Source organism: Cytobacillus gottheilii (genome assembly GCF_018582665.1).
GTDB lineage: Bacteria > Bacillota > Bacilli > Bacillales > Cytobacillaceae > Cytobacillus > Cytobacillus gottheilii.
On the sequence record NZ_CP071709.1, the window covers coordinates 3,485,742 to 3,499,751 of the forward strand.

At 39.6% G+C, this 14,010-nt stretch carries 14 protein-coding genes; 4 read left to right on the forward strand and 10 right to left on the reverse strand.

What is annotated here, in order from left to right:
• Positions 1 to 260: 260 nt before the first annotated feature.
• Positions 261 to 2,339: a methyl-accepting chemotaxis protein gene (locus J1899_RS17180; protein WP_214475443.1), complete on the forward strand. Its 2,079-nt coding sequence runs from the start codon at positions 261 to 263 to the stop codon at positions 2,337 to 2,339.
• A gap of 235 nt (positions 2,340 to 2,574) precedes the next feature.
• Here the strand turns inward: J1899_RS17180 and J1899_RS17185 are convergent, their stop codons facing one another.
• Positions 2,575 to 3,081: a hypothetical protein gene (locus tag J1899_RS17185; RefSeq protein ID WP_214475445.1), complete on the reverse strand. Its 507-nt coding sequence runs from the start codon at positions 3,079 to 3,081 to the stop codon at positions 2,575 to 2,577.
• A gap of 150 nt (positions 3,082 to 3,231) precedes the next feature.
• Between J1899_RS17185 and J1899_RS17190 the strand changes: the two genes are divergently transcribed.
• Positions 3,232 to 3,675, forward strand: a complete 444-nt coding sequence (locus J1899_RS17190) for a YtoQ family protein (RefSeq protein ID WP_214475447.1) — start codon at positions 3,232 to 3,234, stop codon at positions 3,673 to 3,675.
• Between the two features lie 47 nt (positions 3,676 to 3,722).
• On the opposite strand, the gene J1899_RS17195 is transcribed toward J1899_RS17190, so the two are convergent.
• The gene (locus J1899_RS17195; RefSeq protein ID WP_214475449.1) at positions 3,723 to 4,241 is read right to left on the reverse strand and encodes a DUF84 family protein; all 519 of its coding nucleotides are present in this window, start codon (positions 4,239 to 4,241) and stop codon (positions 3,723 to 3,725) included.
• Between the two features lie 59 nt (positions 4,242 to 4,300).
• On the reverse strand, positions 4,301 to 5,374 hold the full coding sequence (locus tag J1899_RS17200) for a M42 family metallopeptidase (protein ID WP_066442964.1): 1,074 nt from the start codon (positions 5,372 to 5,374) through the stop codon (positions 4,301 to 4,303).
• Positions 5,375 to 5,536: 162 nt separating this feature from the next.
• Here J1899_RS17200 and J1899_RS17205 point away from each other — a divergent pair, with 162 nt between their 5' ends.
• Positions 5,537 to 5,851 (forward strand): PepSY domain-containing protein, encoded by a 315-nt coding sequence (locus J1899_RS17205; RefSeq protein WP_066442963.1) that lies wholly within the window; start codon positions 5,537 to 5,539, stop codon positions 5,849 to 5,851.
• 196 nt (positions 5,852 to 6,047) lie between these two features.
• Here the strand turns inward: J1899_RS17205 and trmB are convergent, their stop codons facing one another.
• Positions 6,048 to 6,686, reverse strand: a complete 639-nt coding sequence (gene trmB, locus J1899_RS17210; RefSeq protein WP_214475451.1) for a tRNA (guanosine(46)-N7)-methyltransferase TrmB — start codon at positions 6,684 to 6,686, stop codon at positions 6,048 to 6,050.
• A 208-nt stretch (positions 6,687 to 6,894) separates the two neighbouring features.
• On the opposite strand from trmB, the gene J1899_RS17215 reads away from it, so the two are divergent.
• Positions 6,895 to 7,173: a YtzH-like family protein gene (locus tag J1899_RS17215; protein WP_066442961.1), complete on the forward strand. Its 279-nt coding sequence runs from the start codon at positions 6,895 to 6,897 to the stop codon at positions 7,171 to 7,173.
• Here the strand turns inward: J1899_RS17215 and J1899_RS17220 are convergent.
• The 6 genes from J1899_RS17220 to dat all read right to left on the reverse strand — a co-directional run bounded on the left by J1899_RS17220 (position 7,170) and on the right by dat (position 13,985).
• Positions 7,170 to 7,946, reverse strand: coding sequence for a phosphotransferase family protein (locus tag J1899_RS17220; protein WP_066442960.1), 777 nt, complete (start codon positions 7,944 to 7,946; stop codon positions 7,170 to 7,172). The two genes, J1899_RS17215 and J1899_RS17220, sit on opposite strands and share 4 nt — an antisense overlap.
• Before the next feature lie 259 nt (positions 7,947 to 8,205).
• Positions 8,206 to 10,353, reverse strand: a complete 2,148-nt coding sequence (pulA, locus tag J1899_RS17225) for a type I pullulanase (RefSeq protein ID WP_214478889.1) — start codon at positions 10,351 to 10,353, stop codon at positions 8,206 to 8,208.
• On the reverse strand, positions 10,350 to 11,333 hold the full coding sequence (locus tag J1899_RS17230; protein WP_214475453.1) for a diacylglycerol/lipid kinase family protein: 984 nt from the start codon (positions 11,331 to 11,333) through the stop codon (positions 10,350 to 10,352). Before J1899_RS17230 ends, pulA begins: the two co-directional genes overlap by 4 nt.
• Entirely contained in the window at positions 11,326 to 12,318 is a 993-nt protein-coding gene (locus J1899_RS17235) for an NERD domain-containing protein (RefSeq protein WP_214475454.1), read from the reverse strand. The genes J1899_RS17230 and J1899_RS17235 overlap by 8 nt, the downstream gene beginning before the upstream one ends.
• Positions 12,319 to 12,425: 107 nt before the next feature.
• Entirely contained in the window at positions 12,426 to 12,977 is a 552-nt protein-coding gene (gene thpR, locus J1899_RS17240) for an RNA 2',3'-cyclic phosphodiesterase (RefSeq protein ID WP_246586509.1), read from the reverse strand.
• 150 nt (positions 12,978 to 13,127) lie between these two features.
• The gene (gene dat / locus J1899_RS17245) at positions 13,128 to 13,985 is read right to left on the reverse strand and encodes a D-amino-acid transaminase (protein WP_214475456.1); all 858 of its coding nucleotides are present in this window, start codon (positions 13,983 to 13,985) and stop codon (positions 13,128 to 13,130) included.
• Positions 13,986 to 14,010 lie beyond the last annotated feature (25 nt).

Below are 14,010 nucleotides of genomic sequence, written 5' to 3' on the forward strand. Positions count from 1 at the left end.
GTCCAATAAAATGCAAACAGAAGAGCTGAAGGTATCATTATCCTCACCATTTAGTATAAATTACCTATTTTTTCTGGAAATCTGGTCGAATTATGAAGAAAAATAGAATTTATCTAGGATAATTTATGTGTGATTGTATTGTTTTCCCAGGATCTAAGCACTATAATTAAATAAAAATTCAAATTATTTATATTTTTAGATTATTAAATTCTAACCTGAAACTTAGGTTTTACAGCCAGACAATTTTAAGGGGGGATTTCATGAAGACCATACGAGCTAAATTAAGTTTTCTTCTGTATATGACCATTGGAGGGCTCGTTCTTCTATTAGCATTTATCATTCTTTTAAACACGGTTCAAGAAAGCAGCAGAGATCAGGAACAATTACTTCAAGAAACAGTCAGCAGCAGTAAGGAAATCAAGTACAATATGGCCATGACCCGAAAATATGAACAGCAATTTTTACGGGCACCAGACCAAAGCAGTGTTGACTTAGTAGCACAGACGATCGTTCGAGTGAAAGCCGAAGCAGAAAGACTTGGAAAGCTGCAGGATAACAAAGAAATTAAAGAACAGTTCGATTCTGTTGCCCTTATATCTGATACATATATGAAACTCTTCACTGAATTATCAGGCATGTATGAGCAAATTGGCTACAATAATCAGCATGGGTTAAAAGGTCAAATTGAAAGCAATGCCAAACAAATCACATCCCTGACACAATTCATGAATAACCCTGTAATTGATGAACAGCTACTGCAAATGAGAATGTACGAAAAGCAATATTTAGCTGCAAGAGAGGAAGATTCATTCCAATCATTTTCAGAAACTGGCAGTAATCTGCAGTCTATTATTGATCGTGATGAGGATATTGAAGCAAGCTCAAAAGATTATTTAACAAGAAGATTATCGGATTATCAAAATGCCCTAACTACCATACACAGTTCCTACCAGCAAACGGGGGAATTTATTGCACAATTCGATGGACAAGCAAATGCAATTGAACAAGCGATTGCTGAAGCCGAACAAGCAGTCCTGTCCAATCAGCAGACTCTTGTTAGTGACATCAATAAACAAAATGAACTGATTAACTGGATCATTTACGGAATAAGCTTTGTCCTTGTTCTCGCATTAAGCCTAATTGGAATCTATTTGATGCGCAATATCACCAGTTCTATTTCTTCCTTGAAGGCAGGAGCAGAAAAAATCGGAAACGGGAACTTAGCCTATCGGGTTCCATTTAAGGGCAGCGATGAATTAAGCCTGCTCGCTCAAACCTTTAATGGCATGGCAGAAAAGGTGCAAAAATCCTTTTTTCAGATTCTTGATTCCTCTACACAGCTACAGGCGTCTTCCCAGCATCTAGCAGCCATTTCAGAGGAAACGACAGCACAGGCAAATGAGGTTGATAGCGCGATTAAACAAATTGCAATTGGAGCTGAGGAGCAATCCGTGCAGCTGGAGGACAGCAGAGCAGAAATTGAACGGGTTTCGTCCGCGATCAAACGAACTGAGAAATTAAGCTCCGAGATTTCAGCAGATGCTGATTTAACTGAAAAACAAGGCCAGCAAGGACTTCACACGGCAAGAGACTTACAGGAGGTTTCTGATCAATTTCTTCTTTTATCTAATCATTTAATTGAAAAAGTGAGCGAAGCATCTGCACACACATCTAATATTACATCCATTGTGGATACGATTCAGGATATTGCAGAAAGCACAAACCTATTAGCATTAAATGCTGCCATTGAGGCTGCCAGGGCAGGTGATTCAGGTAAAGGGTTTGCGGTGGTTGCTGCTGAAGTAAAAAAACTGGCTGAACGCTCTAAAACAGAGGCACAAACGATTCATCAGCTCATTATTTCCATGAATCAAAAAATGGATCAGCTGCTGCAGGAGTCTGAAAAATTTAATGATTATAAGACACGGCAAGGAGAAGCAGTTCAATCAACCAAAACGGCATTTGAATCCATCGTTTTGCATGTTCACTCCATAAGCGGGAAAACCAAGACGATTGAATCAGCCGTTAAGGAAGTACAAAATTCCAACCACCTTTTAACCAACCGGATAGAGGGAGTTTTCCTAGTATCACACACATCAGCTGCAACAGCTGAAGAAGTTGCTGCCTCAAGCGAAACCCAACTTGATGCCATTTCAAAAGTTAACCTTGCTGCAGTTGAACTTAGCCAAATCGCCAGCGATCTCCAGCAGGAAGTTAGTTTATTTAGTTTAGAGGAGTCAGCTGTGGAAGAGGGCGGTAAAAAAGAAAAGAAAAAACGTGGAGTTAGACTAAAATTTCCGAAATTAAAAATGAATGTGAAGCGGAGAATAAAAAAATAGCGATTTGTAATTGATCTCTCAAAATATAGTTTTAGCAAATTTTGGGGGATTTTTTTATGATTGTGTTTTAACTACCGAGCTGCGCCATTTCTCCTGAATTCGGTTGTTAAAACTCTTTTTTCACTACCCAACTCAGCCACTACGCTCGACTTCGGGCGTAATAACTCCAACACTATCTAAAAAAAACACCCTTATGCCATTCAAACTGGACATAAGGGTGTTTCAGAAACACCTTTTATTTCACTGCAACGGATTGTGCAATTTCCATCATCGAAGAAGCCGTTTCAGACAGTTCACTTGTTTTTACTTGGGTAGTAAGCTTTACACCGCCGATTCCTACCGTCATTTCATTTAGTTTCTCTTCAGCTTCTTTAATTAGTAAGAAACCAAAGCCGTCTTCTTTTTCAAACGTTTCATTGACTTCATAGTCACCTTGGTTAATTGTTGAATCATATACAACTTTACTGTCAGATGCTTCGTTTTGATTGTAAAAAAGAATATACGTTTTATTTCCATTGTTTAAAATGACATTGTTATCAGTTTCTTCTTCGATTTCATAGCCTTGAGGCAAGTAAAATGCAATATCTTCATTTTCATTGTTTGTATTTTCTGGTGATGTTTGAAAGGCGTCCTTAACTGCCTCAGTAATCGTACTTTCTTCTTCATTTAAAGAAGCGGAACAGCCGCTTATGAATAGGATACTGAGAAGTAAGAGCAAGGAACCGACCGAAATCTTCCTCATACTTTTTTCCTCCCTGTCAACATTTCAATTGTCCTATTCTATCATACATTTTCCAATATTCGTCTGACAACCCTTTAAAGAAAATTGGAGAGCGAATATATCGGCTGCCGAAGGAAAAAGTGGTAAGATGTTACAAAGGAGGTAGATCCCATGAAGCTTTCAATTTACTTAGCAGGGGAAATTCATTCTGACTGGAGAAAAGAGATCAAAGAAAAAGCGGAGGCATTAGAGCTTCCAGTTACATTTTATGGACCTATGGAAGACCATGACCGCTCTGATTATATTGGAGAGGAAATTCTGGGCACTCAGCCAAATGCGATTCTTCGTGATGAAGCCGCATCAAGCATCAACAACTTACGCACAGAGCTGTTATTACAAAAAAGCGATCTGGTAATTGCTTTATTTGGCGAAAAATATAAGCAATGGAATACGGCTATGGATGCCAGCGCTGCCGTAACACTTGGAAAGCCGCTCATTCTGATCCGCCCAGAATCATTGCATCATCCGCTTAAGGAATTATCCCAAAAAGCACATGTTACGGTAGAGCGTGTTGATCAAGCCCTTCAAGTAGTTCAGTACGTATTTTCTAACTAACAGAGAATCCGCAAGATTCACTTGCGGATTTCTTTCTGTTCTTTTATCTATTCGGCCCGGTTTCTGTATTCATATTGACCAAGCAGCATGCAACAAATATGTGTAAACATATCAATGCGAGAAATGCGGCCAGAAGTAAAGATTCCTATTGCTCCATCTTTTTTCCGTACATTTTCCTTTTGGGCATACTCATCCATTACGGGACCCAGTTCCATACCTGCACGCAGCTTTTCAGCTATTTCTTCAGGCAGCGGAATCCTTGCTCCTCCAGCAATAATCGGGGGCTGGCCTTCTTCATAAAGAGCTCCCCAATTGCAGAGATAAAGACCATATTCTGTTTCAACAACTCCGCCCTCTAACCCAATGCCAATCTCTCCGCTGCCTTTTTGCATAGCATCGCGGGCACGGTTAATCGCACCGCTAATCGTTTCTTCATCGGAAAATGGCTGTTCGCTAACATTTGAAGCAGCATCAAAGGAAGAAAGCTCTGCCGGGTATTCTTTTAAAGCAGTTTCAGCCGCTAGAATTTTTGCTGGATTTTTGCTGCCGATTATTATTTTTTTCATCTTCAAACCTCACTTAATATGTATAAATAAAGAGGCAGCCTAAGCTACCTCAACAATCTTTAGCTATTTTGACGAATAGAGTCTACTGTCGCACGGTCACTTGCCTTCACTAGCTTTACAAGCAGTTCCTTCGCTGCAGCATAGTCATCGACATGGACAATGGATGCGTGTGTATGGATGTATCTTGAGCAGATTCCAATGACGCCGCTAGGAATTCCTTCATTCGAAACGTGGACACGTCCTGCATCTGTGCCGCCTTGAGAAACAAAGTACTGGTATGGAATGTTGTTTGTTTCTGCTGTGTCTAAAATGAATTCACGCATTCCGCGGTGAGTAACCATTGAACGGTCAAGAATTCGAAGCAATGCCCCTTTGCCAAGCTGGCCAAACTCATTTTTATTCCCTGACATATCATTGGCTGGACTTGCATCAAGCGCGAAGAAAATATCTGGTTTAATCATATTTGCTGCTGTTTGTGCACCTCTTAAGCCAACCTCTTCTTGAACAGTTGCTCCTGAATAAAGGATGTTTGGAAGCTTTTCATCCTTTACTTCTTCAAGAAGTTCAACTGCTAAGCCACAGCCATAGCGATTATCCCATGCTTTGGCTAAAATTTTCTTTTCATTTGCCATTGGAGTAAAGTCACATAATGGGACGATTTGCTGCCCTGGCTTGATGCCAAGTTCAATGGCATTTGCTTTGTCATCCGCACCGATATCAATCAGCATGTTTTTAATATCCATTGGCTTGCTGCGTTTTGCTTCATCAAGAAGGTGAGGCGGAATCGAGCCGATGACACCAATAATTGGACCGTTATCGGTAATGATTTGTACTCTTTGCGCCAGCAATACTTGGCTCCACCAGCCGCCTAATGTCTGAAAGCGCAGCATTCCATTTTCAGTAATGGAAGTGACCATAAAGCCAACCTCGTCCATATGACCGGCAACCATGACAGTTGGTCCATTGGCATCTCCGCGTTTTACACCAAAAATACTTCCTAAATGATCCTGTACAATCTCATCACTATTTTTGCTCAGCTGCTCACGCATAAATTTTCGAACAGCATGCTCATTTCCTGGAGCACCAGGAAGCTCTGTTAATGTTTTAAAAAGCTGCAATGTTTTTTCATTCATTTTTATTAGCTCCTTTATTTTGCACACTGCAAAAGAATGCATTATGTATAAATCCTATTTTACAGAACTTTCACAATGCTTGCCACCTTTTCAATTGATAGGTTTGTATCATTCGCTTTTTTTGATAAGATGAATATAGCAATTATCTTTGGAGGTGCTTTCATGAAATGGAGATCATTTTTACTTGGATTAGGAATCGGCCTTGTCAGCGGCTATGCAGCAAAAGAACTGCTGGCTGAAAAATCATTGCAGTCTGCTGATAAAGTATTGGATCATGCAAAAAGGCTGTTTAAAGAAGAAGGTCCAATCAGCGGTTCGTGGATACATATGAAAGCTGAGCCTTATGAAAAAGGACTGCTTCATTATGATGTATATAAGGGCGGTATTTCCAGACAGCAGGATGATGTCACTGAGCAATTTGAATTTATTGCAGACGCAAAAACAGGAACGATATTAGAAGTATTTAAGCTTGTATAATGAGTGCCGCGGCTGAATTTGCCGCGGTTTGTTGATTTTATAAGCTTCGTGGATTTAATAATGGCCATAAGAACTCTAATATTCAACCAAATTCATTATTTTCGCCGTAAATTTGATTTATTCAAGGCAATGTCAGTTTATCTCCCCAAAATAACCGGGATCTCCTATAAAAAAAACTTATCCCAAAAGGATAAGCTTATTGATAGCGAACCTCACAGCGATAAATTCTGCTGCCTTTATTTGAAAATTTTTCTTCATATTCTGTCATAATATTTCCTTCATAGTCGCTTTTATGCAGATCAAGACTTACATAAGTTAACAGCATTCCGTATTCTGAAAAGCTTGTTAAAGAGTACTCAAATAACCCTTGGTTATCTGTCTTGAAATGAATTTCTCCCTGATCAACGAGAATATTTTCATAAATCTGCAAAAAGCTTTTATAAGTTAGCCTTCTTTTAGCATGGCGTGATTTAGGCCATGGATCTGAGAAGTTTAAATATACGCGGTCAACATCACCTTTAGCAAAAAACTCTTCAAGGTCATTTGCGTTCACATTCATTAATTTAACATTCGGAATTTCTTCCTCAATAATGCGGTCCAGTGCTGTTACAATCACACTTTCTGCCAATTCAATGCCTATATAGTTTATATGAGGATTTGCCTTTGCCATTCCTGTTATAAATCTGCCTTTGCCTGTACCAATTTCGATATGCAGAGGCTGCTTCTGATCAAAAACAGTGTCCCACTTGCCTTTATGTTCTTGTGGCGAAGCGATTACATATTGTGGATATTCATTTAATTTATCTTTAGCCCAAGGCTTATTTCTTTGTCGCATACTGACACTCCTAAAAAATAATATCCTTCAAAACATATCATGCAGAACCTTTAAGCGCAACCCTTATAGAGTGTATTCAAGATTCTGCCACGTATAAATAAACAAGGGAATCACAACCTAGTTGTGATTCCCTTTTTCTCTGCTTTATAGAGCTTAGAAATAAACCATTCGCAAATGTAATCATTCTTAAGCAGAAAGGATGTCTGTTATGCCATTAAACCAGCAGGATCAGTTTTCATTATTAAAAGATATTTTAAGCAATCATCAAAATGATTGCTGCGGCTCTGTTGCAGAATGTGAACAGCTTGAACGATTAGTCAAATCTTTAATGGTTCAAACCAATTCAGATCGCCATATCCAGCCTGTTTTAGAAGAAATTTACCGCTATAGCCAAAATGGGATCGCTGCACCGGAATTAGATCAGCATATTGAATCTAATCAGCAGGAACTCTCACAATGGGTGAGTGAAATCAATCAATATTCTTAGTCTAAAACAGCAGTAAGGAACTCTATCCACTTATCCATTTCAGAATAACGTTCCTTACTTTTGTGCCATTGTATAAAATGAAGCGTTTGAGCAATGACATACCACTTCATGCGCAGACGCAAATGATCCGTTAATTGTACACCATAACGCTGTACCCATTCTTCCCACTGGTCTTCAGGAATATACCAGTAAAGAAGCATGCCAAGATCAATGGCTGGATCTGCAATCATGGCACCATCCCAATCAATTAGATACAACTGGTTGTCCTCAGTCAGCAGCCAGTTGTTATGATTGACATCACAATGACAAACCGTTACCTCTTCACAATCAATTTGCTCAATGGATGAATGCAAAAATTGAAGGCCCTTTTGTACATGATCATGGTGCCTAAGTGAAGGATCTAACTGCGTATTAACCATATTTAATAAGCTTTCAGGCTGTAAAGGCGGTTTCCCGATCCTCATTAGCATAGCAAGCAGCGGCTTAGAGGAATGGATTTTGTTCAACAGCTTTGCCACTCGCTCATCATTCATGTCCGCTGCTTTCAGCTCTCTGCCATTCAGCCATTGCTGGGCTGTTACCACATCACCGTTTTCCATTCTCTTTGTCCAAACGAGCTTAGGGACAATACCCTCTGCAGATAATACAGCGAGAAAGGGGGAAGAATTTCTTTTCAGAAATAATCTTTGCTGTTCAAACTGAGCAAAATAAGCTTCGCCAGTTGCTCCCCCAGCGGGTACAATTTCCCATTCCTCTCCAAAAAAATGTTCCAAGATTGTTCACCTTCAATTTGCTATGCTTCAGCTTTACTCGATAGCTAAATTAGGCTTCAGCAGCTGAAGCCCAACGTTGCATGTATGCATTATTTTAATTTATTATTCAAGTTTTACTGCATTTGAACCATTAGGGCTTTGTAAAAGCTCCTTCAATTTTTCCAATAAAAAAAAGCTATTGATTCCATTTCAACAATAGCTATAATAGTAAATTTTATCTCTTTAGGGCTTTAGCCGTCAAGTCTATCTCCATAAGCTTTTATATTTCCTCCTGAATTAGAACGTACGTGCTGATAGGCTTCAATTTGAAATTTTCCGAAACAGCTTCCAGCTCATTTATTCCTGCATATTGATCGTTTGCGATTACAGACCACCTTCCTTCAGGAAGATCCGCAATACAAACATCATGAAAAGGATTGATGAACACCAGTATTTGGTTCCAGCTTCCAAACTCCTTTACTTCCTGCAGTGCAAAACCTAAAACAGGCTTCCGCTCTTCTAGAATACGGAGATGCTTTCGAATCCTCTCTGCCTCTCGGAAGCGAAATGCTCCGTGTTTTTTGCGGATTGAGAGAATTCCCTTAATGTAATCTACATGGTCAACATATTTTTCTTTTCTGCTCCAATCCATCTGATTAATATCATTTGAAGAACGGTAGCTATTTCCCACTCCTTGCTTTGTGCGGAAAAATTCCTGTCCGCTGTGAAGAAATGGAACACCTTGAGCCAAGATTGTCATCACGGTAGACAATCGATGGCGCAGCATTAATTCGTGTTCATCTTCATCCGGAAAACAGGCTGTGATCTTATCCCAGAGCGTATGATTATCATGTGCCTCCACATAGTTAATGGACTGTTCAGGAGAGAGGAATAATCCCTTCTCATCCAGCATTCCAATACTTCCGCCAATCACTTCCGCAGCATCCTGGTAATAACCTGCATTTCCTAAAGCAAAGCCTTTATCGTATAAATGAAATGTACTGCCTTTTATTCGATCCCTAAATCGATCATTAAAATGAGCAATTCCCGGCATCTTAGACTGATTCCGCATACTTGCTTTCTTCTCTGCCGATATAGGAGTATTCAACTCCCACCCTTCTCCCAATAAAAGAACAGAAGAATCGTTTTCAACCGTTTTTTTTCTAATCAGGTTCATGGTTTCAACATCAAGGATTCCCATCAAATCAAAGCGAAAACCGTCAACATAATATTCTTTTTGCCAAAACAGCACAGAATCGATAATGAATTTCCTTACCATTTTCCGCTCTGAGGCAATGTCGTTTCCGACCCCTGTTCCATTTGATGGCATACCGAAAGCATCATGCCGAAAAAAATAGCCGGGAACAATCTTTTCAAATGAAGAACTTTCCCGTTCGTATACATGATTGTAAACGACATCTGTTATAACCCTTAAACCTAAAGAATGGACAGTTGATATTAATTCCTTCAATTCTATAATTCGTGCGTAAGGATCTCCGGGATCTGTTGAATAGCTGCCGTCAGGTACATTAAAATGAAGGGGATTATAGCCCCAATTATATTCGTTATTACTCTTTACTTCATCTACACCTGCAAAATCATGAAAAGGAAGAAATTGAATATGAGTTACACCAAGATCAGCAGCATATGATAATCCTGTCAATCCTCCATCACTGCTTTTAGTGTTTATTTCACCCGCACCATTATATAAACCTTTTTGACTTACACCGCTATCATGGTGGATCGTGAAATCACGAATATGTGTTTCGTAAATAATGGCATCTACAGGACTGCTTAACGCTGGCAGCTCTCTTTTCGTCATAGCTGTCTTTTTCAGATCAACAATCACACCGTACTCTCCGTTTGGCGTAAGCGCAACAGCATATGGATCTACAGACTCCTGCCAGCGTAAATTAACGCACACAAGATACGTATATTTTCTTCCTTCCAGGTCGCCATCGATTGTCAGCTCCCAAACTCCTTTATCTCCTCTTTTCATCAGCTCTTCTTGTGAATCACTGCCATCATCATTAATAAGTCTCAGTTTCACCTTCCCAGCTGTTGGAGCCCATAGAGCAAAAGACGTCTTTTCCTTTGCATAAGTAAAACCCAATTTGCACTCTGTATAAAATAATTCATCAAATTCCTCTGTGCGAATGACGGCACCTATTTGTAAATCAGTTTCATTTCCATGTTCATCTTCAATCCAATACTCCGATCCAATATCTATACTCTGATCCAGTCTGCAAGAATACTTTACATACTCCTCAATTGGCTCGCTGCCAAGCAATTCAAGCTGGACTCTTTCTTGATCTTTTTTGATGAAAAACGCAGCTGATTTTCCTTCATAATAATCATAAGGAAGCAGGATGGTTATTAAGCTGATTTCATCTAAATATGCTTCAAAATCTCTTTCAATCTTAATCAACACTGCCGAACCTCCTCTTTTTCCTTCTGATTAATTCCATTCAAAACTTGTACTTGCCGCGGCAAAAGAGCAACTGATATCGGGGTATTCCCGGCCGCCTCTCCATCTGCATGAACCGAAAGCTGGGAACGGGAGTCTAATTGAATCGACTTTCCCTTAAATATTTCAACACCTTTTATATGTACATGATTACCGGAAAAAACAGTTAGAAAAACAAATAAAAGCTTCAACCTGGACACATGATGAACAACGGTTATATCGAGCTTGCCATCTAGGGGAGAAGCCTTGGGCGCAATCTTCATACCTCCGCCGTAGTATGGCTGATTGGAAATCGCAACAAACCAAACGTTAGTATACTGATAGCGTTTACCGTCAATTGTTATGTCTAATTCCGTTCTCTGGTACGTGAAAAGCCTTTTAAGCAATATCAATACATATGCCAGCTTGCCTAGTGAAAATACATTTAGCAGCTGTTTAAAAGGTGAATGGTTCGCCTCAAAAGCAACCTCCGCATCGAAACCGGCACCCATATTGTTAATAAAATAATTTGGTTCTTTATTGTTTTTTTCGTATATGACACCGATATCAACATATGTGCCTTTCTGATTTCTGATAGGCAATAACTCTTTTAAGGCTGTCATGGCATCACTGGAAACGTGAAAACCTTTTGAAAAGTCATTTCCTGACCCGCCTGGTATAAAGGCGATTTTTACATTCTTATATTTCACCGCGCCATTCATGACCTCGTGCATCGTACCATCACCGCCAACCACTGCAATGAGCACAGGTTTCCCCCGCTTCTGTTCTGCAATCTTCTTTGTCAGTTCGGCAGCATGGTTCTTTTCTTTTGTAAAATAAGCAATGTAAGAGACGTCTTGTGCTTTTAACTGTTCCTCAAGTTTTCTCCATATTTTAAGACAGCCCCCATTTTGCGCAGACGGATTCACGATACATATAAGCTGGTCAGTCTGCTCATTCATCCTGCTGCTCCCATTCCAGCCGTCGAATAGATGATGTTAGACAATATTGAAGCAGATGAGATGATGCTTTCATTTGAATATGCTTTAAAGGTGAACGCAGACCCCTCATACTCTGAAACCATTCTTCATATTTTCTTGATTCTATAAACTCAATATCGATTGGCGTTGCCGGGAAATCAATGTAACCATTTCTGCTGATGATTGCTTTTTTGATCGGCAGTTCAATATCATGCAGTTTAAAAATTTGTTTAGCAATCTTTTCGGTCCGATTTAAGGCAAGCATCGGATTTAATATTTTCTTTTCGCCATTTTTACCGCGCTTTAGCCAAAAATGTTCCTGAGACCCCACAAACACTGCATTTTCCTCTTCTTCTAAGAAGCTGATGCACCATAATTCAGTCGGTGTGATGACCATCGTTTCTGTTTCGACCGGAGCATTTTTCAGCAGAAAAATCGGGCGGAATAAGACAAGAAAAGTGTCTGGAAAGCGCTGCAGAAAATACTTTAACTGTTCATTATAATAAAATGTTTTATCGACAAATGATTTTTCCATTAAGGTGGAACTCGCCCATTTCATTTGGAATCGAAAAATCTGATCGAGAAATTGCTGTTTTAAAAGTTCAAGTGAATGCGGTCTGCTGCTATAAGTAACACTGAATTCCAGCTGTTCAGCTTGGTCTTGGTCTTGATTTTGCTTTTCGCCGCTTGATTCCGCAGCATGTACCTCCATCAATTCTTCCGCTTTGCGATCATTTTTAAAAAGCCCTTTCAGTTTCTGCAGAATCTGCTTTTCCTCTGCTTCAGGCGTCCAATTTTCTTCCAATAAAGCTCTTTCAAAGAAAGGTGATGGCTCATCTTTGTTTTCCCAGGCTGCCTGCAGTTTTTCCCATTGCTGCTTTTTGAGCCTGACATATCTGGAAGGATATAAATATATATTCTGCTCATATCTTGACACATAGTCTTGTAATTTAATTAATTGTCCCATTTCTGCCCCTGCCTTGTTTCTTTTATTCTTAGGCTATTTTTCGTTTTTTTTAAATGCGCAAACTTACTGCATGGTATTCGCATAACTGCCTATATCTCATTATATATCTACCGTAACGGAAAAATGGCTATTCTTTCGTATTTTGGTGTTTGATGCATATTTGTTTTGTATAACACAACTTCCTTTGCCATAAACATCCATTCTTTAGGCTCAAGGTGTTCTTTTGAATAGGCTGACTGATCTTGCCATCTTCTTGCCACTGTTATATGGGGCTTAAACGGACGAGTCTCGAGCTGGAAGCCTGCTTTTAAACAAGCATCGTATACTCTCTTTCTCACCGTATGCAAGGGCGGGCTTTCTTTCAATCCCGCCCAAAATATGCGCGGAGAATCAGCTTGGCCAAATACACCAAGCTTATCTATATGTAATGAAAAAGACCCTATTTCTTCCTGCTGCAGAGAACTCCTCACTAGATCGATCGCTTCTGCCAGCATGTTTTGCTCCGCTCCGCCAAGAAAGGCAAGTGTAATATGATAGTCTTCCTGGTGAACCCATGTTTTAAATGGAAGGTTTACTTTATATGTTTCAAAATAACTCCACATTTCCCTTTTTAGATCTTCTGGCAAACTTAAAGCAAAGAAATAATGATCTCTTCCCACAAAATAACCTCCAAAATACATTTTTTTCATTTTAGCAGATGAAGGAGGCAGTTTCCAAAAAGGCTGGGTATTTTATTCTGTGCTGCTTATTACTACTTTCGGAAAGAATAAAAAAACTCCTCCTAGAATATCTAGAAGGAGTCTCTATCCTTACATAATCTTCCCGCACTGTTCTTCGATCTCTTGCTGGAACAGCTCTTGCAGTTTCTTTGTTACCGGTCCAGACGCACCTGCTCCGACTGGCTTATCATTGATCTGAATGATCGGCATAATTTCAGCTGTGGTACTTGATAAAAACACTTCATCAGCCTCTGATAGGTCAGTAAGTGTGAAGGCTTCCTCTGCAAATGGAATCTGATTTCTTTCACACAGATCAAGAAATACTCTTCTTGTAATCCCATTTAGAATGAGATTTGTAGCAGGGTGTGTAAACACTTTGCCGTCCTTAACAATAGAAATGTTGGAGGCACTGCCTTCTGTCACCGTTTCGCCTCGGTGCTGAATGGCTTCAAAACAGCCTGCTGCAACGGCTTTCTGTTTAGCTAAAAGATTGCCAAGAAGATTTAAGCTTTTCACATCGCAAAGCAGCCAGCGAACATCTTCTTTTAATAGAGCTTTCACTCCGTTATCCATGTTTTCAGAAGGACGTCCGACATGTTTAATATTTGCGGTAAAACCCGGTGCAATCGTTTCAGCGGGGAACGGATGATTCCTAGGTGAAACCCCTCTTGTGAACTGCATATAGATCGTTCCAAGTTTTAAATCATTCTTGATGATCAGCTCTGCAAGCTGTACTTTAAGTTCTTCAACGGAATAGGGAATCTTCAGACCAATTTTCTCTCCGCTCACATGGAGGCGTTCTAGATGTTCATCTGCCGTAAACATTTTTCCATTATATACGCGAATAACTTCATAAACACCGTCACCAAATTGAAAACCTCTGTCCTCAATATCTACTTTTGCTTGTGAACGTTCTACGAATTCTCCATTAACAATGACATATTCCATTTTTCCAGCACCCCTCACTAATAAT